At 38.4% G+C, this 22931-nt stretch carries 23 protein-coding genes; 10 read left to right on the top strand and 13 right to left on the bottom strand.

The genetic code is table 11. The features are described from left to right. Positions 1-86: 86 nt before the first annotated feature. Positions 87-773 (bottom strand): HAD family hydrolase, encoded by a 687-nt coding sequence (locus tag IGM13_RS01360; protein WP_002419234.1) that lies wholly within the window; start codon positions 771-773, stop codon positions 87-89. A gap of 186 nt (positions 774-959) precedes the next feature. Between IGM13_RS01360 and IGM13_RS01355 the strand changes: the two genes are divergently transcribed. Next, positions 960-2312, top strand: coding sequence for an aspartate kinase (locus IGM13_RS01355; protein WP_002385384.1), 1353 nt, complete (start codon positions 960-962; stop codon positions 2310-2312). Between the two features lie 22 nt (positions 2313-2334). Here the strand turns inward: IGM13_RS01355 and IGM13_RS01350 are convergent, their stop codons facing one another. Genes IGM13_RS01350 through IGM13_RS01340 form a run of 3 tightly spaced genes read right to left on the bottom strand, consistent with a single transcriptional unit; the run spans position 2335 to position 4506 of the window. Then, a complete protein-coding gene (locus IGM13_RS01350) occupies positions 2335-2871 on the bottom strand; it encodes a haloacid dehalogenase (RefSeq protein WP_002419236.1) in 537 nt (178 codons plus the stop codon). A gap of 16 nt (positions 2872-2887) precedes the next feature. Continuing rightward, positions 2888-3721 carry a DUF72 domain-containing protein gene (locus tag IGM13_RS01345; protein WP_002358361.1) on the bottom strand — a complete coding sequence of 278 codons (834 nt, stop codon included), beginning with the start codon at positions 3719-3721 and terminating at the stop codon, positions 2888-2890. Between the two features lie 50 nt (positions 3722-3771). Further along, the gene (locus IGM13_RS01340) at positions 3772-4506 is read right to left on the bottom strand and encodes an acyl-ACP thioesterase domain-containing protein (protein ID WP_010715004.1); all 735 of its coding nucleotides are present in this window, start codon (positions 4504-4506) and stop codon (positions 3772-3774) included. A 274-nt stretch (positions 4507-4780) separates the two neighbouring features. Between IGM13_RS01340 and IGM13_RS01335 the strand changes: the two genes are divergently transcribed. Further along, positions 4781-5365, top strand: coding sequence for a lytic polysaccharide monooxygenase (locus tag IGM13_RS01335; RefSeq protein ID WP_002355225.1), 585 nt, complete (start codon positions 4781-4783; stop codon positions 5363-5365). A 41-nt stretch (positions 5366-5406) separates the two neighbouring features. Beyond that, positions 5407-6453: a chitinase gene (locus IGM13_RS01330; RefSeq protein WP_002383898.1), complete on the top strand. Its 1047-nt coding sequence runs from the start codon at positions 5407-5409 to the stop codon at positions 6451-6453. 95 nt (positions 6454-6548) lie between these two features. On the opposite strand, the gene IGM13_RS01325 is transcribed toward IGM13_RS01330, so the two are convergent. Both IGM13_RS01325 and IGM13_RS01320 read right to left on the bottom strand, forming a co-directional pair. Next, on the bottom strand, positions 6549-6860 hold the full coding sequence (locus tag IGM13_RS01325) for a DMT family transporter (RefSeq protein ID WP_002361148.1): 312 nt from the start codon (positions 6858-6860) through the stop codon (positions 6549-6551). Next, a complete protein-coding gene (locus tag IGM13_RS01320) occupies positions 6857-7213 on the bottom strand; it encodes a DMT family transporter (RefSeq protein WP_002386054.1) in 357 nt (118 codons plus the stop codon). Before IGM13_RS01320 ends, IGM13_RS01325 begins: the two co-directional genes overlap by 4 nt. Positions 7214-7478: 265 nt before the next feature. Here IGM13_RS01320 and IGM13_RS01315 point away from each other — a divergent pair, with 265 nt between their 5' ends. Both IGM13_RS01315 and IGM13_RS01310 read left to right on the top strand, forming a co-directional pair. Further along, entirely contained in the window at positions 7479-8453 is a 975-nt protein-coding gene (locus IGM13_RS01315) for a ring-cleaving dioxygenase (protein ID WP_002355221.1), read from the top strand. Positions 8454-8474: 21 nt separating this feature from the next. Beyond that, the gene (locus IGM13_RS01310; protein WP_002383902.1) at positions 8475-9095 is read left to right on the top strand and encodes a flavin reductase family protein; all 621 of its coding nucleotides are present in this window, start codon (positions 8475-8477) and stop codon (positions 9093-9095) included. A gap of 44 nt (positions 9096-9139) precedes the next feature. Here the strand turns inward: IGM13_RS01310 and IGM13_RS01305 are convergent, their stop codons facing one another. Then, positions 9140-10468, bottom strand: a complete 1329-nt coding sequence (locus IGM13_RS01305) for an aminopeptidase C (protein ID WP_002358357.1) — start codon at positions 10466-10468, stop codon at positions 9140-9142. Positions 10469-10617: 149 nt separating this feature from the next. Here IGM13_RS01305 and IGM13_RS01300 point away from each other — a divergent pair, with 149 nt between their 5' ends. Continuing rightward, entirely contained in the window at positions 10618-11007 is a 390-nt protein-coding gene (locus IGM13_RS01300; protein WP_002358356.1) for a GntR family transcriptional regulator, read from the top strand. Beyond that, positions 11007-12377 (top strand): PH domain-containing protein, encoded by a 1371-nt coding sequence (locus IGM13_RS01295; protein ID WP_002419238.1) that lies wholly within the window; start codon positions 11007-11009, stop codon positions 12375-12377. The genes IGM13_RS01300 and IGM13_RS01295 overlap by 1 nt, the downstream gene beginning before the upstream one ends. Positions 12378-12420: 43 nt before the next feature. On the opposite strand, the gene IGM13_RS01290 is transcribed toward IGM13_RS01295, so the two are convergent. The 6 genes from IGM13_RS01290 to IGM13_RS01265 all read right to left on the bottom strand — a co-directional run bounded on the left by IGM13_RS01290 (position 12421) and on the right by IGM13_RS01265 (position 18946). Further along, positions 12421-12627, bottom strand: coding sequence for a heavy-metal-associated domain-containing protein (locus IGM13_RS01290; protein ID WP_002355215.1), 207 nt, complete (start codon positions 12625-12627; stop codon positions 12421-12423). A gap of 21 nt (positions 12628-12648) precedes the next feature. Further along, positions 12649-15135, bottom strand: a complete 2487-nt coding sequence (locus IGM13_RS01285; RefSeq protein WP_002419239.1) for a heavy metal translocating P-type ATPase — start codon at positions 15133-15135, stop codon at positions 12649-12651. Between the two features lie 15 nt (positions 15136-15150). Continuing rightward, positions 15151-15591: a CopY/TcrY family copper transport repressor gene (locus IGM13_RS01280; RefSeq protein WP_002358353.1), complete on the bottom strand. Its 441-nt coding sequence runs from the start codon at positions 15589-15591 to the stop codon at positions 15151-15153. Between the two features lie 128 nt (positions 15592-15719). Then, a complete protein-coding gene (locus IGM13_RS01275) occupies positions 15720-16883 on the bottom strand; it encodes a cation:proton antiporter (RefSeq protein ID WP_002355211.1) in 1164 nt (387 codons plus the stop codon). Between the two features lie 20 nt (positions 16884-16903). Continuing rightward, positions 16904-18271 (bottom strand): TrkH family potassium uptake protein, encoded by a 1368-nt coding sequence (locus IGM13_RS01270; RefSeq protein ID WP_010816275.1) that lies wholly within the window; start codon positions 18269-18271, stop codon positions 16904-16906. 132 nt (positions 18272-18403) lie between these two features. Continuing rightward, entirely contained in the window at positions 18404-18946 is a 543-nt protein-coding gene (locus IGM13_RS01265; RefSeq protein WP_002419241.1) for a dihydrofolate reductase family protein, read from the bottom strand. Positions 18947-19192: 246 nt separating this feature from the next. Here IGM13_RS01265 and genR point away from each other — a divergent pair, with 246 nt between their 5' ends. From genR to genA, 3 genes are all read left to right on the top strand, one after another. After that, positions 19193-19954 (top strand): transcriptional regulator GenR, encoded by a 762-nt coding sequence (gene genR, locus IGM13_RS01260; RefSeq protein WP_002362941.1) that lies wholly within the window; start codon positions 19193-19195, stop codon positions 19952-19954. Between the two features lie 173 nt (positions 19955-20127). Then, positions 20128-21462: a PTS sugar transporter subunit IIC gene (gene genB / locus IGM13_RS01255; protein WP_002355207.1), complete on the top strand. Its 1335-nt coding sequence runs from the start codon at positions 20128-20130 to the stop codon at positions 21460-21462. A gap of 26 nt (positions 21463-21488) precedes the next feature. Beyond that, positions 21489-22919, top strand: coding sequence for a 6-phospho-beta-glucosidase GenA (gene genA, locus IGM13_RS01250; RefSeq protein WP_002419242.1), 1431 nt, complete (start codon positions 21489-21491; stop codon positions 22917-22919). Positions 22920-22931 lie beyond the last annotated feature (12 nt).

The raw sequence follows: 22931 nt of genomic DNA, 5'->3' as shown, positions 1-22931 counted from the left end.
CAGAAATACCTATAGAAAATTATAGCACAAACTGTATATTCATTCACTAGTTATAACAAATTTTTTTAAGAAAACCCGCGATCTTCTTACGAAGGGGTTGATTCACTGCTTTTATCGATCCGATTTTCACTAATTTTTTTACAAATATCACTTAGTTGTGTTAAGAAGGCATCCGCTTGACTTTGATCCATCCCAAAGTGTTCATCACGCATAGCCCAAACTTCTAGCCCAGCTTCTTTGGCAGAAGCAATGCCTTTTTCTGAATCTTCAATGGCTATACATTCCTGTGGCGCAACAGCTAATTCTTGTAACGTGTGCAGATAAATATCCGGCGCCGGTTTACTTTCTTCGAAATCTTCCCCACTCACGACCGCATCAAAATAACTACTTAATTGCCCCACTGTCAAAACCTCTTCAATTGCGTCTTTTGTGGAAGAAGAAGCTAATCCGATTTTATAGCCTTGTCTTTTTAAAAATTGTAAAACACGTTTCGCATTTTCATCAAGCACAGCTAAATAATCTATCGGATGCGCTTTTTTATAGGCTATGTATTGTTCATTTAAAAAAGCAATATCTAGCTCTCTTTTGTTGACTTGTTCAATCTTTTGCCATAATGAACGCATATCCGCACCGACTAATTCCGGCAAGGTTAGGCCCTCAATGGTCAAATCAAATTCCGCTAAAAATGCTTTACGTCGCTCATAATAATAAGCTTCGCTATCTACTAGGACACCGTCCATATCAAAAATAATGGCAGTTTTGGATTCTGTCATACTATTTAACTCCTTCGTTACGACTCATATCTTTACAGTTTAACAAAATTTTAAGAAAAAATGAAGAACAAATATTTTCATGATTTCCTAACTTTCTGAAAATAAGTGGTTGCTTTTCTAAATGTTTTTCGGTATCCTTTTACTAATCTACAAATGAGAAAATAATTAAAAACAGGAGTGATAAACGTGAACGTAGTTAAATTCGGCGGTAGCTCGCTAGCATCAGCACCACAGTTACAGAAAGTCTTACAAATCGTCAAGGAAGAGCCGCGCCGAACGTTTGTCGTTGTATCCGCTCCTGGAAAGCGAACCCCGCAAGATATTAAAGTGACTGATTTATTGATTCAATACTATCAGCGCTACTTAAATAATGAGGAAATTGAATCGACAATCTCTGCCATCATTCGTCGTTATGAAGATCTTTTTGATGAATTACACTTGGATAAAGCAGTTTTAGCTGATATTGCTATTTCGATTCGCCAATTAGCCACTTTACCAAAAGAAAACAATGCTTTTTTATTTGACTATTTTTTAGCTAGCGGCGAGGACAATAATGCAAAAGTTGTTGCCAGTTTTTTCAATCAGAATGGCTTAGATGCTCGCTACATTAGTCCAAAAGAATTAGGTCTCCTAGTGACACCTGAGCCAGGCAATGCCCGCATTTTACCAAAAGCTTTAGAGAAAATTAGTGCCTATCGTGAGACTCAACAAATCTTGGTTATTCCAGGTTTCTTTGGTTATACAGAAGCCGGCGAAATTTGTACTTTTTCTCGTGGCGGTTCCGATATCACAGGGTCCATTGTTGCCGCAGGTGTTCAAGCAGATTTGTATGAAAACTTTACCGATGTGGACGGAATTTATGTCGCCCATCCTGGAATTATTGAACAGCCTCAAACGATTCAAGAATTGACCTACAGAGAAATGCGGGAGTTAGCTTATGCAGGATTTGCCGTCCTCCACGACGAAGCTTTAATGCCTGCCTATCGCGCAAATATTCCAGTCGTTATCAAAAATACTAACAACCCACATCATCCTGGCACCCTAATTACTACTTCTCGCAAAGTGAAGCATGCCCCTGTTGTAGGAATTGCTAGTGATCAAGGGTTCGCAAGTATTTACATTAGTAAGTATTTAATGAATAGAGAGTTAGGTTTTGGGCGACGGCTTTTAGAAGTACTAGAAAAATTAGCCTTAAGCTATGAGCATATGCCCTCAGGAATTGATGACATCACAATTGTTTTAAGAGAAGACCAGTTAACAACTGAAATTGAAAATAGACTGATGGCCCAACTCCAAGAAGTTTTAGCGCCTGATGAGTTACGCATCACGCATCACCTTTCCATGATTATGATTGTCGGGGAAGGCATGCGCCAACGAATTGGGGTTACTGCTGAAAGTACAATGGCGTTAGCCAAAGAAAAAATCAACTTAGAAATGATTAACCAAGGATCTTCGGAAGTAAGTATTATGTTTGGTATCAAAAAAGAACAAGAAGAAAAAGCCATCAAAGCCTTATATCGGACGTTCTTCCATGATTAATGAAAAAGACGAATGAGAAAACTCATTCGTCTTTTTCATTGGTCTCAGTAATTTTCAATTGGCGTTGAATTTCCGCTTTAATTTTAGCTTCTGGCGCAAAATCTTGTTCCCAATTTTCAGGTTTTAATACTTTATTTGTTTCCGGATCATAATGTGGCTGTCCATCTGGAAATAATTTTCCCATATTGGCTTGATGAACGATTTCAATAATTTTTGTTGGATTGACGCCCATTAAGCAAAACGAACCATAAGTAAAATACAATAAATCGACTAGTGCGTCCACTTCCTCCACTAAAGGATCAGATACTGGTTTGCCTTTCGCCAAGACTTTCTGCTCTGCTTTATCGACAGATTTTTTTAATCCGTTGACCAATTGTTGAAAAAGCACCTGGTCATTATTAGCAGCACTATATAAAAATTCTACAAGTTCTTCAACTTTAAACTCTGCTCGCCGACTGGCTAGCGCTGGCGAAAAAGCAGTTGGTTGCTCTGGTTGTTGTGGATTAAAAACCTCGTGGAAGGCACAAGCCATTTCATAAGGGGATTGCTTTTCAGACATTCAGCTACCTTCTTTCTCAAAATAAATCTAATTGTTTTGGATTCAAATCATCGTAACTCAAATTCAAGACTTTTTGCATCTGTAGAGCGTTTTCTGCGGCATCGCCGCCAGAATTATTATTAAAAATTACGCCCACTTCTTTAGCTTCTTGCGACATTTTTAAAACAGCTTCGCTTAAATCAGCGATTTCCTGCGTATTATAATGATAGAGGGTTCTTTTTTTACGCCACTCTGCATCATTGGCTAACCAGCCAGCCGCATTACGTCCGTGAAACCGGAAGAGCACGAGATTAGGATTCGTTACATAAGGATAAAAAGGCACTGGATTTGTAGGAATCTGCGGTTCATCTACAATCACAAGTGAAAATTGATTTTCTTTCATAAATTGCAACATTTGTTTTACAAAGTTTGGTTGATACCATGAATTATTTCGTAATTCAATGGCGATGGGTAGGTCTTTAAACCAGTGACGAATTTTTTGCAAGTAAGCGACATTTTCTTTCGTACAACCAAATGTTCCTGAAAATTGTACCAGAAAGGCAAATAATTTTTTACTTTCAATTAATGGGGCCATACTTTCTAAAAAAGCGGTGATCATTTCTTCTTCACTTGCATAGTAGGTCTGCCACTCACCTTGACAACTGATTCCACTATAAACTTTCATGACAAAGCGAAAGTTTTCGGGAACTGCTTTGACCCATTCAGCTACTCGTTCTTTGGGAGGAATCCCGTAATACGCCGTGTCCATTTCAACTAGCGGTAAATGACTGGCATATTCATAAAGCGTGGCCCGTTTTTTTCCAGTTAAATAGTCGTGTTCACTAAAAGATGTTAATCCTAAGCGAATCATGTCCTTCCTCCTCTGCGTAACTTTTTATTTTTCTAAACCGTCATCTCAACTTAGTTGGTCCAATCGATATTCGCTTCACAATAGGTTTGACCATCAATCCGAATCTCATGGCGTGTTTTCAAGTGATTTTCTTGTTCGACAATTTCGTAATGACTTTCGACTTCTTGGCCATATTCTACTTCTTTGTCAAATTTCACAAGAATTTTTTTCGGTTGATGCGTTGTTAAAAAGTCATACCCTAACACATCCAATAACCAATTAAAGTAAATCGCATTATTAACATGTTGATTGCCATCAATATCAAAAAAACGCACACGATAAGGTAAAAAGTTCCCCTCTGTGACCTTTTCAATTTTTTCATGGCGATAAATTTTAGTGATTTTTTCAGAATCAAAAGGTGCAATAATTTCTGGTAGCACACTACTGATTTTCCGATTTTTTTGATCCATTAAGACAAAGGTTGATTTCACAAAGACACATTCATTGCCTTCTTCATCATGAACCCAAAAGTTACGATAACAAAAATATTTGTTATAACTCATAGCTTGCGTTGTAATTGCTACTTTTTCACCAACTTTTGGTAAGCGGTGAATCTCTATTTCATAGTTGGTGATGACCCAGCCTAGGCCAAATTGGGCGACATAAGCTGCATTTCTTCCTAGTAATTCTGTTTGTTCTTCTGATACTTTAATGACAACCGCTAACAAAGCCGGTATTTTCATTGCACCAGTAAAATCGCCGTCATAGTAGGCAACTTCATAAGAGGATGTATGTTTTTTTCCCACGAAATAATCTCCTTTTTCCAATGGCTACTTTCGTGTCATTGTTTCTTCTTAAAAGTATACCACGTGATTTCTTCAATTGCGATTCCGAATGAAAAATTAACAAAACTTTGAAAAACACTATTATTTATATTATTTAAAAACATTCTTAATATTACTTAAAAAATATTGTTTTATTTTTAAAAATAACATTTCTTATTATTTGTATCCGAAAGATTATTATGTTATATTCCTATCTGTAAGCGCATACAAAATAATTTTTTAGGAGGTTTTTTTCGTGAAAAAGAGTTTATTAACAATCGTCCTGGCTTTTAGTTTTGTTTTAGGTGGCGCTGCATTGGCCCCTACTGTTTCGGAGGCTCATGGTTACGTAGCAAGTCCTGGAAGTCGTGCTTTCTTTGGTAGTTCTGCTGGTGGTAACTTAAATACAAATGTTGGTCGTGCACAATGGGAACCTCAAAGTATCGAAGCGCCCAAAAATACGTTTATTACTGGTAAATTAGCCAGTGCAGGTGTCTCAGGTTTTGAACCTTTGGATGAACAAACAGCTACTCGTTGGCACAAAACAAACATTACCACAGGTCCCCTTGACATCACTTGGAACTTAACTGCCCAACATAGAACTGCTTCTTGGGATTACTATATTACTAAAAATGGCTGGAATCCCAATCAACCATTAGACATTAAAAACTTCGACAAAATTGCTTCAATTGACGGCAAACAAGAAGTTCCTAATAAAGTTGTTAAACAAACAATTAATATTCCGACAGACCGCAAAGGTTATCATGTCATTTACGCTGTTTGGGGCATTGGTGATACGGTGAACGCCTTTTACCAAGCGATTGATGTGAACATTCAGTAAAAACACTCACATCTTAAACTAAATTAAAGGAGTTCCAAAAAATGAAGTTAAAAAAAATAATTCCTGCTTTTCTCCTTCTTTCAACCGTAGCAGTTGGCTTGTGGTTAACGCCTACTCAAGCTTCTGCAGATGCTGCGGATACGATGGTAGATATCTCTGGCAAAAAAGTGTTGGTTGGATATTGGCATAACTGGGCCTCAAAAGGACGCGATGGTTACAAACAAGGAACATCAGCATCACTGAACCTTTCAGAAGTAAATCAAGCCTACAATGTCGTACCGGTTTCCTTCATGAAAAGCGATGGTCTGACACGGATTCCTACGTTCAAGCCTTATAACCAAACGGACACTGCCTTCCGACAAGAAGTCGCACAATTAAATAGTCAAGGTCGCGCAGTTTTATTGGCACTTGGTGGAGCAGATGCACATATTCAATTAGTCAAAGGCGATGAACAAGCCTTTGCGAATGAAATCATTCGTCAAGTGGAAACATACGGCTTTGATGGTTTAGACATCGATTTAGAGCAATTGGCGATTACTGCTGGCGACAACCAAACCGTTATCCCTGCTGCGTTGAAAATAGTCAAAGACCATTATCGAGCACAAGGAAAAAATTTCATCATTACGATGGCGCCAGAATTCCCTTATTTAAAACCTGGTGCCGCTTATGAAACATACATTACTTCCCTAAATGGTTATTATGATTACATTGCCCCACAATTATATAACCAAGGCGGCGACGGTGTCTGGGTTGATGAAATTATGACTTGGGTTGCTCAAAGCAACGATGCTCTAAAATACGAGTTCCTCTATTATATGTCTGATTCATTAATCCATGGCACACGCGGCTATCTACAGATACCAAACGATAAATTAGTCCTTGGTTTACCAGCAAATCGGGATGCTGCTGGTAGTGGCTATGTTGTTGAGGCTACCCCTGTAGCCAAAACTTTTGATCAGTTAGCAAAAGACGGTAATCCTATCCGTGGCTTAATGACTTGGTCTGCAAATTGGGACGTTGGTCAAGATGTCAACGGCAAGTCCTACAACAATGAATTTGCGACACGTTATAGTAACCTCGTAAAATAAAAGCTATTTTGAGACAGAACACCGCATTTGGTTCTGTCTCTTTTTAAATTTTACTCACCTGTCTTTCAATAATCCAAACAATGTTCTCTCGCTTTCTAACCAATTAATTTTAAACCAATCACAGAAACAATGATTAAAAAAATAAAAAATATCCGGCGTGGGTCTTTTGATTCACCTAAGAGCATTCCTAAAATAGCGCCTCCTGCTGTACCAATTCCTGTCCAAACTGCATAAGAAACGCCCATCGGTAATTGTCTCATCCCTAAATATAAGAATAAGAAACTACCACTAAACGCTAGAATTAAAATTAACAATGAACGTAAGTCTTTTTTTGTTGTAAATAGTTTAATTGAACCTACACCAAAGATTTCAAAACAGCCTGCAATAACTAAGTATAACCAACTCATCTTGTTTCCTCCTCTTTATTTCCAGTTACCATTTTTAAGCCAATTACACCTATTAATAACAGCAACAGAAAAAGAACTTTTCCTATGCCCAATGGTGTGTGGAATAAAAAATGATCTGTCACAATAGTTCCAGCACTACCTAAGCCAACAAATACAGCATAGGCTGTACCGACTGGCAATTCCTCTCCTGCTTTAATCAGCGCATAGAAACTGATAAAGATTGCGATTACTGTCCCTAAAATCTCCCACCATGTTGTGCTATGCTTCATGCCAATGACCCAAATCACTTCACAAAAAGCGCCAAAAATAACTTTTAACCAAGCTTTACTCATCTTGTTTTCCTTCCCTTCCAAACAAAAAAAGTGCCAACAAACAGTTCAGCTATGGCCTAAGAACTGTTCATTAACACTTTAGTCGCAAGCATCCGGCGATGTTTACGAAAGTTTATGTATTAAAATATCTCAGGTTATTATATTCTTATTTTTAAAAAAAATCAACTAAAAAATAATAGTTCGAATTCGAGACATTTCTTTTGCATTTTTAGAACTAATCATTTAAACTTACTTTTAGTAAGTTAGTTAATTAAAAAATTATTTTTCTTTTAGGAGGATTTTTATTATGAATACACAAATTTTAGGTTTACACCACGTCACTGCCATGACTTCAAGTGCTGAAAAAATTTATCACTTTTTCACCGATATTTTAGGTCTACGTTTAATTAAGAAGACTGTCAACCAAGACGATATTGAAACATATCATTTATTTTTTGCTGATGATGCCGGCTCTCCCGGAACAGACATGACTTTCTTTGACTTCCCAGGCTTACCTAAAGGAACCAAAGGAACGAATACAATTTCTCGTACTTCCTTCCGTGTAAAAGATGATGCTGCTTTGGATTACTGGGTATCACGCTTTAATGAATATGCAATTGATCATGGAGAAATTCAAGAACGTTTTGGCAAAAAGTATTTAGAATTTGAAGATTTTGACAATCAACGTTACCAACTTATTTCTGATGAAAAGAACCAAGGTGTTGCAGCCGGCACGCCTTGGAAAAAATCTAACGTCCCTAGCGAACACGCTTTAATCGGCTTAGGTCCAGCCTTTGTAACTGTCGAAAATTACGAACATCTGCAACTAGTTTTAACTGAAGTTTTAGGGTTCAAATTGATTGATGCTGAAGGTAGTTTCCATTTATTTGAAGTTGGCGAAGGTGGGAATGGTGCCAGCATTATCGTAGAGCATCGAGAAGATTTGCCAGCGGCCCAAGAAGGCTACGGCAATGTCCATCACTTAGCCTTGCGCGTTGCCGATGAGGAAGCACTACGTTTCTGGATTGAAAAAATTAATCGTTTGGAATTTCCTAATTCTGGCTTTGTGGAACGTTTTTACTTTAAATCTGAATATTTCTTGGCAGCAACACATGTTTTATTTGAACTGGCAACCGATGGTCCTGGTTTTTTAGAGGATGAAACCTATGAACACGCTGGTGAAAAATTATCATTACCGCCATTTTTAGAACCAAAACGGGCAGGGATTGAAGAATTTGTGCGTCCTTTCGATACTTCAGATGCGAATGTTCAAAGAAATTAGTATTTTTTCTAGGAGGTTCCTATGATTCATTACAATAGTAACGAGTTATCTGCAAAAACAGCGTATAAATTTTTATCAGGAAGTATTATTCCTCGGCCAATCGCTTGGGTTACAACACAAGATACAGCTACAGGTGTCGTCAACGCTGCTCCCTTTAGTTTCTTTAATGCGGCGGCAGCTGAAATTCCTTTAGCAACGTTGTCCATTTTACGACCAGACAAAGAGCCTAAAGATACGGCACGAAACATCTTGGCTACTAAAGAACTTGTCATCCATTTCGTTAACGAAGACGTTCTTACTCAAATGAATCAGACTTCGGCGTCTTTAGCAGCAGAGATCAGTGAAATTGACACATTCGGTATTGAAACCATTGCCAGCCAGACTGTTACTGTTCCAGCAATCAAAGCCGCGCCGATTCGGATGGAAGCTCGCTTACATCAATATGTACCTATTGCTAACCATGAAGGTCAAATTATTACGGATTTATTCATTGTAGAAATTACCGATTTCTATTTTGATTCAGCCGTTTTCGATGAAGAACATCAGTACATTTTACCTGAAAAACTCCAACCGATTGCTCGTTTAGCAGGCAATGATTATACAACATTGGGCGAAATCCGTGAAGTTCGCCGCCCAACGTAAAAAGAAGGCCCCCGCCATGACGGCGGGGGCCTTCTTTTTCTGTTTTATGCTAATGCTCCCATTGGATCCCAAGGTGCCAAAACAGTTGGCGCTTGTTCCCAAGCTTTTTTCTGTTCGTCAGTTAATAAATCTTTGTGCACAACGATTTGATAAGTGTATTCGTCCATCCACGCATCGCTCATAACGAAGAAGCCATTTTCACCGACTTTTTCACCCCAGCTATTTTCCACTTTCCATTTTGTTGTTTGGCCATCAACGATATCAACACCTGTTAAAACCATGGCGTGTGTCATTAAGCTTTCACCAAAGTCTAAACGTTCTGCTTTAGTCATCGTAAAATCAATATCAAAAAGATCGTTCATATCGTAAACATCTAATGCCATAATTCCTGTGTCACGTGTTGAAGATTGTCCGACATCACAACCAAACCAAACAGATTCGCCTTGTTCCAATTGTGCAGCAGCTAATTTTTTGAAAGCAGCCATTTCTACATTTAAATATTTAACTTCTTTGCCGCCGACAACATTCCCTAACATTTCAACAGTGTATGTTTTGTTGAAGGGTTTATCTTCTGTAGGAGCATTAATAATACTTACATAATCATGTAAATTAACGCCAACGTATTTTTCAAAGAATGTTTGCGGTGTTAGATTTTGATCCAAATGATAATTTTTTTCTTCGTCACGGTATTCAAAATCAAAGGTTTCTGGCGGCGTTCCTAAAGAGATTGCTAAGAAATTATAAATTTCTTGTAACATTGCTTCTTTGTTTTTTTGGACTTCTTCAGCAGAAGCGCCTTTTTCAATTAAACTGCGTAAAATTGTTGCATCTTTGCGTAATTTTTTATTTAAATAGTTGTTTAAATCACGTGAATTGGAACTGTTGCTGCTTTCAGGCATTGCCGTTTTAGGCACTACGCCATATTTATCAAAAATTGAAACGATCATATCCCATTGCCCACCATCTTGTTGTGGTGTAGCTAATAAAAAGGCCACTTTACGACTAGTCAACGGTTGATCGGCTGTTGCAATAATATTTTCATAGAAATAATTTGATTTTTCATATTTATCCCAGAAAAATGTATAGTTTTGTGATAATTCAAAATCTTTTAATTGAAACGCATTTAACATTCTATGTCTAAATGTATTTAATGCCGCAAACATCCAGCAGCGACCGCTTTGTTTTTGATTGGCCACTTTTCCAGTAGCTAAGTCGACTGAAAAGACGGGTACGTTATTCACGGCTCCTTGTACAGATTCACCTGAAGCGCTGATACCATTTTTTACTACACTACGTTGTAAGGCATTTTGTTTATTATTGTTCAAGAAATCTTGATGGAATTTCTCTGTTAATTTTGGTTCAATTGCTGTCATATTTTCATCGTCCTTTCATTTTACGTTCTTCTTCATTATATGCTTCTCTTTAAGTAGAAACAACCATTTACTCTAAATTCCTTGCTTTCCAACTCTTTTTGTATTAGTATATATAATACAGATAGCACAAATAAGACAGGAGTGATTCGATGCTTTTAGAAATAGATGAACAAAGCGAACAGCCCATCTATCAGCAACTCATTGATCAAATCATTGTAGGCATTGCCAAAGGTGAACTGGTTCCCAATGAAAGTTTGCCTTCTATCCGACAATTGGCGGACGAAATCGGGGTCAATATGATGACTGTTTCAAAAGCTTATAATAAGTTAAAGCAATCAGGTTATATTGTGACTGACCGTCGTAACGGCACCAAAATTGCCGCAAAGTTACCTGCTACCGCTGTTTGGCAACAGCAATTGCATGAGCGTTTAGAACTTCTGTTGGCTGAAAGTTTTTTACATCAGCAATCCGAAGCAGAAATCCAAGCACTTATTCAGAAAATTTATCAAAATTTTGATTCGAAAGGGCGTGCATTATAATGGCGGTATTCTTTTATTTCATCCTAGTTTCTGTCGCTTTTTTTATGGCATTTACTATGGGGATTTATGCAAATCCTCACAAAAATATTATTTTGGAAAATACTTTACCAGAAGATAAACTACAAGATCCCAGCGTTCAAGCAATCCGAAAACGTTATAAAAAACGCTTGGTTCAACTAGCAGCTGTTTTTAGTGTTCTTAGTTTACCTTTGTTATTTATTCCTTATGATTCGATTTTATTGTTCCTTTTTCTGTTACTTTTATTTAGTTTTATTGGCAGTGGCTACTATCTGCAAATTGTTTATATTCGCAAAATGGCCGCTTTAAAAATGCAAAACGGCTGGTTGTTGCCTAAACGTCCTCTCTTAATCGATACGCAATTAGTTTTAAATAAAAACCAGAAACTTATTTCATTTTGGTGGTTTTTACCTGCGATTATTCTTACTTTTGCTGGGGGCTTTTATTCCTTGCAAACGGCGATTGGTTCCTGGATTCTTTTCTTAATTACTGTTTTGATGTTAAGTTTGTTCATTGGCGGCTATTATTTTATTGCGCGCTTACCTGTCAAACCGCTAACTAGCGACTCAAAAATTAATCAGCAAATCAATGACTTATTTCGGCATCATTGGTCTGTTTTAATGGTTTTATCCGCCTTAGTTTTTGCACCGCTAACCATTTTACCAACTTTCACAATTGTAATTGATTATACGGTTGCGATGGCCCTTACTTTTTGTTATTTTATTCTTTTGTTTGTTTATGTAGGCTTTCTCTTCTACTACCTATTTTCAATGCGCAAAAAACAAGATCAATTCGTTTTACAGGCTGGCGATTATCGCTATGGGGATGATGATCAATATTGGCGGTATGGGATTTATATCAATCCAAAGGACCCCAAAATCATGGTTCCTGATCGCATTGGTATGAATTTATCTATTAACCTAGGACGGCCTGCTGGGAAAATTATTCTAGCCGCTACTGGTATTTTAACGGTTGCAGTGCTGTTCTTTGCCACAGTACCAATGTTTATAAATGATTTTTCTAGTCATGCCTTTCAAGCAACTATTGAAAAGAAACAAATTGAGTTATCTGCCCCATTAGCAAAAACAAGGTCAATTCCTTTTAACCAAATCACTGCTGTTTCTTTGATTGATGACTTACCTCAAGAACGCATCCGCACAATGGGTGCTGCGACAGATAGTTACTTAACAGGAGAATTTAAAGTCGCTGGAAAACCTGCTTATTTACTAATTTATACAAAAAGTCATCCGATTCTGAAAATAGAAACGCGGGAGAAAGTTTATTATTATACTGCGCGTGATGGTCAAGAAACGACTAAGATTTATCAGGAAATCAAAGCAAAACTTCCATAACAAAAAAACAGGGCCTACTCATGATGGTAGGCCCTGTTTTTTGTTATTCGCTGACAACCTTGAATTTTGTATCTGCCAACGTGGTATTCAGTTCATCCTGGCTTACTTCACGATCTGCTGTCACAACGGCTGTTTGATCTGCCAAGTGAACCGCAACATTCGTTACGCCGTCAATTCCACTAAATTTTTCAGTGACCGCTTGAACACAGCCATCACATTTCATCCCATCAATTTTTACTGTTTTTTCCATTTCACTTCATCCTTTTCAATTTTATTTTTGACTTCCACTAGTTCTTTTCACCGTCGAAGGTTTAAATCCTTTTAAGCGTAAAGCGTTTAGTAAGACAGAGACTGAACTAAAACTCATAGCTGCTGCTGCAATCATCGGACTTAACAAAGGTCCACCAAATAAGTGTAACACACCCATAGCCACTGGAATACCTAATGTATTATAGGCAAATGCCCAGAAAAGATTTTCTTTGATGTTTTTGATGGTCGCTTTACTTAATTCAACTGCTGTAGGCACATCCATTAAATCACTACGCATTAGCACAATATCGGCCGATTCCATTGCAACATCTGTGCCTGAACCAATAGCAATCCCCACATCTGCTTGGGCAAGTGCTGGTGCATCATTAATCCCGTCACCCACCATCGCAACTTTTTTGCCTTCTGCTTGTAGTTTTTTCACTTCTAACGCTTTATCTTCTGGTAAAACTTCACTTAAGACACGATCGATACCTACTTGTTTCGCAATCGCCTCTGCAGTACGCTTGTTGTCTCCCGTAATCATCACGGCTTCGATCCCCATTTTATGCAAACGTGCAATGGCTGTTTGACTGCTATCCTTCACAGTATCTGCTACCGCAATGATACCCGCAAACGAACCATCTTTTGCCACAAACATTGGGGTTTTCCCTTCTTCTGCCAAACGATCCGCTTGTTGAACAAACGTTGATAGCTCAATGCCTTCTTCTTTCATTAATTTTATATTGCCCAAAAGTAGGACTCGTTCGTTGATTGTCACACGGATGCCATGACCTGGAATCGCTGAAAAATCGCTTCCTTCTGCTAATGGCAATTGACGTTCTTTAGCCGCTCCCACAATTGCTTCACCTAGAGGATGTTCTGATCCTTGTTCTGCAGAAGCTGCTAATGTTAGTAACTCAGCTTCTGAAAGTGCTGAATCAGCAACTAAAATATCCGTAACCACCGGTTTGCCTTCTGTAATAGTTCCTGTTTTATCAAACACGATTGTTTGAATTTTGTGAGTGGTTTCTAAAGCATCCCCACTTTTAATTAAAACGCCATTTTCAGCGCCCTTACCTGTCCCCACCATAATCGCAGTCGGCGTTGCCAAGCCGAGCGCACAAGGACAAGCAATCACTAACACAGAAATGGTAATTGTCAAAGCGAAAATCCATGACTCTTGTCCTAAAAAGAACCAAGCCAAGCCAGAAAGAACAGCCAAACCAATAACGATTGGGACAAAAACACCCGAAATTTTATCAGCTAATTGTGCAATCGGTGCTTTTGAGCCTTGCGCATCTTCCACTAATTGAATGATTTGGGCAAGGGCCGTCTCTTTTCCCACTTTTGTTGCCTTGAATTGAAAGCTGCCATTTTTATTGATGCTAGCACCAATTACTGCATCACCGACTTTCTTTTCAACAGGCAAACTTTCGCCCGTTAACATGGCTTCATCCACAGAACTACTGCCTGAAACAATCACTCCATCAACAGGGATTTTATCTCCTGGGCGAACAATCACAATGTCATCCAACTGAACAGCATCAACTGGCACTTCAATTTCTGCGCCATCACGTAAAATATGGGCAGTTTTCGGTGCTAAACCCATTAATTTTTTTATCGCATCTGAGGTTTTCCCTTTTGAAACAGCTTCGAAATATTTTCCTAATGTAATTAAAGTTAAAATAACACCCGCTGATTCATAATAAAGAGCCATTGTAAAACTTGTGTCTCCTAAGAATATCATGACTGTGCCATATAAACTATACACAAAAGCAGCACTGGTTCCTAAAGCTACCAAAGAAAACATATTTGGATGCCCTTTAAATAACGCTTTAAAACCAACTGTGAAAAATTCTCTGCCGACATATAGGACGGGTAACGTCAAAATCAATTGAACCATTGCAAAGGTCGTCGCATGTGTCATTGGATTCAACAAATCCGGCAATGGTAAGCCTACCATGTGTCCCATCGCAATATAAAGAAGTGGCACTGTAAACACCGCTGAGATCCAAAAACGTTGCCACATCTCAGCAATATGTTTTTGTTTCTTTTCACGATCTTGGTCCGCTGTTGCACCTGCAGCGACTTCTTCTGTCGCCTGATAACCTGCATCCGTAACTGCTTTGATAATTTCAGCACTCGTTACTTGATGGTCGTCATAACTAACCACCAGTTTTTCCGTGGCTAAATTAACAATCGCTTGTTGAACACCAGATAATTGGTTCACAGCTTTTTCAATCGTTTGGGCACAGGAAGCACAACTCATTCCTTCAATCGCAAACGTTCGTTGCTGGGCTGGGCTAATCGCCTTGTAGCCAGCATCTGACACAGCTTCCTTAATTTCTTCTTCTGTGACTTCCGTCTGATCATACGTGACACTTAATTTTTCCGTAGCTAAATTGACACTTGCCTTTGCCATCCCAGGTAACTTCGCCGTAGCCTTTTCAATCGTTTGGGCACAGGAAGCACAGCTCATCCCTTCAATATCAAACGTTTTACTTTCCATTTTTTTCACTCCTTTTTAAATTAAATGACATTGGCATTGACCAGGAATACAGTTGCAAGGGACGGATTCAACCGCCGTCTTGCGCTTCTCTTTCAAGAGTTCCTCTAATCGATCCAAATCGTCATAACTCAACTGACTCTCTGTTAAAATTGTTTCTACCACGGAACCAACTTTACGGCTGCACACCTTGGCTAAAAGTTCGTCTGCCACCGTTTCAACGCTCCGACGTTCTTCTACTAGCGGATAATAAATATATTTATTGCCTGCTTTCTCCGTTCCAACTAACCCTTTATCTGTTAAACGACTTAGTAACGTCTTGACGGTCGTTGATTTCCATTCTTTCTTCTCATTTAAAAGTGTATGCACTTCACGACTCGTGGTCTTGCCTTGGGTCCAAATAACCCGCATGACTTCCCACTCTGCATCTGTAATTGTCGCTAATTTATCTTTTGCCATACTCGTTAAATTCCTCCTTCATCAATAAAAAAAGAGTTCAAGGTTATTGACTACAAACGTAGTCATTTATCTTGAACTCATCATATAGCTATTTTATTTTTTTGTCAACAACTTCTGCTCATCTTTTTTTATTGCAACGCAGATTCTTGTTTTTTAACAAAGTATTTCAATAAGAACGGTGCAACTAAGGTCGTTAAGATAATTACCACAATCATGCTCGTATAATACGCTTCTGAAAGTAATTTAGATTGGTAGCCAATTTGCGCAATGATTAATGCCATTTCCCCACGCGAAACCATCCCAGCACCGACCATTAAAGAACTTGTATTGGAGAAACCAACCATTTTTGCTCCCCAGGCGCCACCCAGTAATTTCGTTAAAATCGCCATAATCGTCATTACCAAAATAAAAGGTAAATCCTTTCCTAATGTGTTAAATGTCACTGATAAGCCAATGCTGGCAAAGAAGACGGGAATAAACACGGCATAGCCAATAGCTTCAATATTGAAATCTATTTCTGTTTTTGCATCCGTTTGTCCCACAGCAATCCCTGCAAAAAAGGCACCTACGACAGAACTTAAACCAACTAAATCAGCCAAATAAGCCATGCCCAAACAGATAATCAATGACATGATAATAACAGACGACCCAATGTTCATTTTTTGACTTAAACGTAGTAAATAGGGAGCGATAAAGCGGACCAAAAAGAAAATCCCAATAAAGAATAAGCCTTGTTCAATTAACTTAACAATAAAGCTGACTTCTGTATTGCCGCCTGTACTTGCACCAATCATGCCGACAGCGACGCTTAAAATAATCACGACCACGATATCGTCAACGACAGAAGCTCCAAGAATCGTTGCACCTTCTTTACTACTTAAAACATTCAACTCTCTTAATACTTCTACTGAAATGCTGACCGACGTTGCTGCTAAAACTAACCCAAGGAAAAAAGCTTCTTTCCAAGAAAAAGCAAACAGCTGACCAATCAACATAGTAAAACCAACCGGTAAAACGATGCCCAAAATAGCAACCATGACACTAGGTTTCGCATATTTTTTCAATAATTCCAATTCACATTCCATTCCAGCAATAAACATCAACATAATGACACCAATTTCTGAAAAGTCATGCACAAACACATCTTGATGCACAATATTTAACATCGCTGGACCTAAAACAATCCCTACTAGCAATTGCCCAATTACCGCAGGAATTCCTACTCTTTTACAAGCAACACCTGCTAAAGTCGTTGTAATTAAAATCAAACATAAAATACCTAAAAATTCCATTCTATTTCCCTCTTTCTCTATTAACCAATCATCACTGATTCTTTTGGATATTGAACTTTCGACTGACTTTCCAAGCCTTTCTTAATTAATGACAATAACACCGTGTACACACCCACACGACCGACGAACATTAGAAAAATAATCACCAGTTTACCAAAAACAGTTAAATCTGGTGTTAACCCCATTGTTAAACCAACCGTTCCAAATGCAGAAACCACTTCAAAAACGATATACTCAATCCCGTTTTTTAAAGGTAATGTTTCTGTAAACGAGAGAATAACCGAAGCAGTTACACATAAAAAAGTTGCCAAGAAGAACAAAGTAAACGCTTGGAGCACTACTCGCTCAGGAATTGTGCGTTCATGGAATTCCACTCGCTGTTTCCCTTTAAAAATCGCACGAAATTGTAAAAATAACACACCAAACGTAGTGGTTTTCAAGCCGCCAGCGGTTGATCCTGAAGTGCCACCAATAAACATCCACAAAATCGTGACAATCAGGCCTGGATTACTCATTTTCAAATAATCAACTGAATAAAAGCCAGCCGTTCTTGGTGTAACCGACAAGAACCAACTGTTGACAAGACGCTGCCAAAAAGACATGTCAGCTGGAAAATGGCGATATTCTGAAATGTAAAAAATAACGGTCCCTAAGACTAAAAAGGTGGCGGTCACCGTTAAAGCAAGACGTGTATGAATACTAACACGGTGCTTAATTCTATTTTTATAACCTTTAATCATTGCAAAAATATCGCGCCACACAATAAATCCTAAACCACCAGCTATAATTAAAAAGCTAATGACTAGTAAAAGATAAGGCGAATTTTGATAAGGAACCATACTATCCCCTAGCAAATCAAAGCCAGCATTACAAAATGCCGAAACGGCATGGAAGAGACTAAAAAACATCCCTTTTTTCCACCCAAATGTTGGCACAAATTGAAAGGACAACAAGAAGGCTCCAAGTAATTGAATAATGGCCGCAAACTTCATAATATATTTCATTAAACGAAAAACTCCGGAAACTTCACTAACATTTAAAGCTTCTTGATACAACATCCGTACACTTAGTGACGCTTTTTTCCGTAGCAAACTAAAGAAAATCGTGGCAACGGTTAAAAAGCCTAAGCCGCCTAATTCAATCAAAATCATAATAATAACTTGCCCGATAGGACTCCAATGTTCCGCCGTATTCAAAGGCGAAAGCCCTGTAACACAGACGGCGGAAGTTGCCACGAAAAAAGCATCAATCCATTGCGTTTTTTGTCCAGCTTGTGCAGAAAAAGGCATCATTAATAAGATTGTGCCTACAACAATTAATAGAAAAAAGCCTAAGACAATTGTTTGAACAGGTGAAATATACAACCTTCTTTTGATCTGATGTTTCATTTTTTTTCTCCTCTACCATTTCTTTGTCAATCAAAAACAACACAAACGGCTAGACAACTGTTGCTTTGTTCCTCTCGCCCTATGAGAAACTCAAAACCTTGAAAGCAACTTGCCCAACCGAATAATTATTTTTTAATTTTTGTTTTCACGTTGATAAATCGAATAAACCAACTCATTTTTTTGATAAACCTGTTTTAAACGAACTGGGATTGATTGATCCATTGTCTCGTATAGAGCAATGCCCTCACCCAGAAACAGTGGTATTGTCGTCAAAATGAAGGTATCAATTAAATCAGCTGCCAAAAGCGGTTGAACCACTTTCGGGCCTCCAACAATCCAAATTCCCGCGCCGTCTTCTTCTTTGATACGACGAATTAATGTGACGGGATCTTCCTTTGTAAAAGTTCTTGAAGCAGTTGATGGTTCTGGATGAGAGGTAATGATATAAGAATGCTTGTCTTCATAAAAATACACATCTGGGGACAATTCTTGTGTCACTTGATCATAAGTAGTCCGCCCCATTACCACAGTGTCTATTTTTTCATACATTTCATCGTAACTACGATCTTCTTCATCGCCACGAATATTCTCTTCTAACCAAGCAACACCGCCCGCTTTGTCCGCAATGAAACCATCAATACTCGCTGCAATAAATAAAATTACTTCCCGTGCCACATCAACGCCTCCTTTTCTCTTCTTATCTATTTTAGCTTGTTTTCACAAAAAACTCTAGGGGTGCGCATTGTTATTTTTAAAAGAAAAAAGAGAAAAACTAGGATAATTGGGCTACTTTTTGTAAAATAGGAAATAAGAAACTTTTTATTGAGTTATTTTACATTTTTTTCAAGAAAAATAAGAATTGGTGTATTTGATTTACACAAAAAAATAACATATTCAGTTTTTATATAAAGGAGGATTACTTTGTTTGATTTAGAGAAGGTTCAGACCTTGAATGAATTAGAAATGCTCGTTTACCATTATGTATTGGAACACCTGCACCAAATCCCTCAACAGACCATTCGCCAACTGGCTACTTCCTGTCATGTCTCCACCTCAACGATTCTACGATTTTGTAACAAAATGGGCTATGCTGGTTTTTCCGAATTAAAATATGCAGTGAAAGAAGAAGCCAAACAAACACAAACGTTTGAAAATTTTTATGATGCCACAGTTCACGTCGATGCTTTTTTGAAAAAATTAAACCAAGAAACCTATTACGAAATGCTTCGTCCAGCAATTCAAATGATTGTTCAAGCACGTCACGTTGCCTTTACTGGCATTGGTACTAGCGGAATTTTAGGTAGTTATGGCAGTCGTTATTTTGCCAACTTAAATATCAATTCTTACAGTATTGCTGACCCCTTTACGCCTATCCCCAAGCGCGGATTTGAAAATACATTAGCCTTGATTCTGTCTGTATCTGGGGAAACCAATGAAATGATTAAACAAATGACCGACTTTAAAACAGCTGGCGCCAAAGTGCTAAGCATTACCAACAATCAACATTCAACTATTGCCCGCTTGGCTGACTACAACATCTCCTATTATATGCCCGACGAACGTTCTCCATTTGCAGATAAATCAGTCAATACAACCACTCAAATCCCTGTCATTGCTTTAATTGAACTCCTAGCTCATCAAGCAAGTCAACTTTTAAAGGAACTAGATGAAACACCTTCCTAGTTGTTTTTCACAAAAGCTCATGCTGTCTAAAACAGCATGAGCTTTTTTGTTTTTTTTCTTGGTACATGTTTCTCATTCAGGCAAAAGTCTATTTTTTCTTCAAATAAGCTTATATAGTAAATATGTAAACGGATACATTTGCATTTATATTATTCTTCAAAGGAGAGATTTTTATGAACGAATGGATTAACGAGAAATTATTACCTCCAGTACTAAAATTCGTCAATACCAAAGCAATTACTGCCTTACGGAACGGGATGCTTTACACGATGCCTTTTACCATTGTTGGTTCCGTATTTCTTCTATTAGCGAATTTCCCAGTTACAGCTATTTCTGAATGGGTTAACGCAAGCGGTCTGGCTGTTTATTTCAATCAAGCATATGGGGCATCTTTTGCGATTATGTCGTTATTTGCGGTCATCGGTATTGCCTACTCGTATGTAAAAAGCGAGGGATTTGAAGGCCTCCCAGCGGGTATGATTGCCATGGTGGTTTTCATTTTGTTTATGTCATCTGAAGTCAAAGATGCGGTTTCTGGCGCAGTAGTTGGCAATGTCATCAACAAAGATTGGACAGCTGGCAAAGGGATGATTACAGCTATTATTGTTGGTTTGTTAGTCGGCGTTGTATATAGTTGGTTTTTACGTCATGATATTCGTATCAAATTACCAGAAGCTGTACCAGAAAATGTGGCCAATTCCTTTACTGCGTTAATTCCTGCCAGCGTCATTGTAACTGGTGCAATGCTAATTTTCATTCTTCTAGATAAAGTCTTCAATACGACATTCTTTGACTTTATTTACGAAGTGCTACAATCACCACTTCAAGGAGTCACAGATTCACTAGGTGGCGCATTACTATTAGGTTTTGTCATTCCGCTCTTTTGGTTTTTCGGTGTTCACGGGTCAACAATCGTTGGCGGTATCATGGGCCCTATTTTACAAGCAAACTCTTTAGAAAACACCGAAATTTTGAAATCTGGAAAAGACTTAACACTGGCTAATGGTGGCCATATTGTTACACAACAATTTTTAGATCAATTTTTAACGGTCACTGGTGCGGGCATGACAATCGGGTTAGTCGTGTTCATGGTTTTCTTTGCCAAATCAGCTCAGTTTAAGCAATTAGGTCGGCTTTCAATTGGGCCAGCTGTTTTCAATATTAACGAGCCAATTGTCTTTGCTACACCTATCGTGATGAACCCAATCATGGCTGTGCCATTCATTATCACACCGATTGTTTCTTCTGTTGTGACATATTTTGCCTTGTACACAGGACTGGTTCCTCTCTTTACTGCGGTACAAGTTCCCTGGACTACTCCTCCAATCATTTCTGGACTTTTAGTTGGTGGTTGGCAAGCAGCGTTGCTTCAAGTAGTGGTACTAACGATGAGTTTCTTTATCTATTTACCGTTTGCTAAAAAAATGGATGCACTTAATTACGCAGAAGAAACCAATCAACCGATTACTGAAGAAACCCTTGAAAAAGTCGAAGCACAAAACGTATAAAAATTTGAACAAAGGACTGAAACGATATGTCAATTTTGAAAAATGATTTTCTTTGGGGCGGCGCTGTCGCTGCTCATCAATTAGAAGGAGGCTGGGACCAAGGCGGTAAAGGGGTGAGCGTGGCGGATGTAATGACTGCTGGTGCACATGGCGTCCCTCGTAAAATTACCGCAGGCGTTTTACCGGATGAACACTATCCTAACCATGAAGCGATTGATTTTTACCATCGCTATCAAGAAGATATTCAACTATTCAAAGAACTTGGTTTAAATTGTTTCCGAACCTCTATTGCTTGGACACGAATTTTTCCTAACGGAGATGAAGAAACGCCCAATGAAGAAGGTCTTCGTTTTTATGATGCACTTTTTGACGAGTGTTTGAAAAATGGCATTGAGCCAGTCGTGACACTGTCTCACTTTGAAATGCCTTATCATTTAGTCACAAAATATGGCGGATTTCGCAATCGCCAGATCATTGATTTTTTTGTCAAATTTGCTGAAGTCTGTTTCACTCGTTACCAGAAAAAAGTCAAATATTGGATGACCTTTAACGAAATTAACAACCAAGCCAATTATGAAGAAGATTTTGCACCTTTTACTAACTCTGGTATTGCTTACCAGGAAGGAGAAGACCGCGAAGCAATTATGTATCAGGCTGCTCATTATGAACTAGTCGCTAGCGCACGTGCAGTGAAAATTGGCCACGCTATCAATCCCGACTTCCAAATTGGCTGTATGATTGCGATGGTGCCTATTTATCCTTATTCTTGTAATCCTGAGGATATGATGATGAGTGTTAGCGCAATGAAAAAACGTTATTGGTTTACCGATGTTCATGTCCGCGGTCATTATCCAAGTGCAATTCAATGCTATTTGAAACGAAAAAACATTTCATTAGATGTCACAGAAGAAGATTTAACTGATTTGGCTAATGGCTGTGTTGATTATATTGGCTTTAGCTATTACATGTCGTTTGCTGTGAAAGGTGCAGAAAAGGCCCCTACTTTTGACTACAATGAAGCAAAAGACTTGGTGCGAAATCCTTATGTAGCAACATCTGATTGGGGTTGGCAAATCGATCCTATGGGCTTACGCTATGCAATGAATTGTTTCAATGATCGGTATGAATTACCACTCTTTATTGTTGAAAATGGCTTTGGTGCTATTGATGAGCTAGAACCAGACGGAACGATTAACGACACTTACCGAATCGCTTATTTACGTGAACATATCGAGATGATGAAAGAAGCCGTTGCGTATGACGGCATTGATTTGATGGGCTATACACCTTGGGGATTCATCGATTTAGTGAGCGCTAGTACAGGCGAAATGAAGAAACGGTATGGCTTCATTTATGTAGATAAGGACAACGATGGTCACGGAACGTTGGAACGGCGAAAGAAAAAATCGTTTGCTTGGTATCAACAAGTGATTGCTACGAATGGAGAAGAATTATAAACAAAAGGCCTT

This window comes from Enterococcus sp. DIV0561, from assembly GCF_050539875.1.
Taxonomy (GTDB): domain Bacteria; phylum Bacillota; class Bacilli; order Lactobacillales; family Enterococcaceae; genus Enterococcus; species Enterococcus faecalis.
The sequence above is the reverse complement of the archived record's forward strand: the minus strand, read 5'-3'. Positions and strand labels throughout refer to the sequence as shown.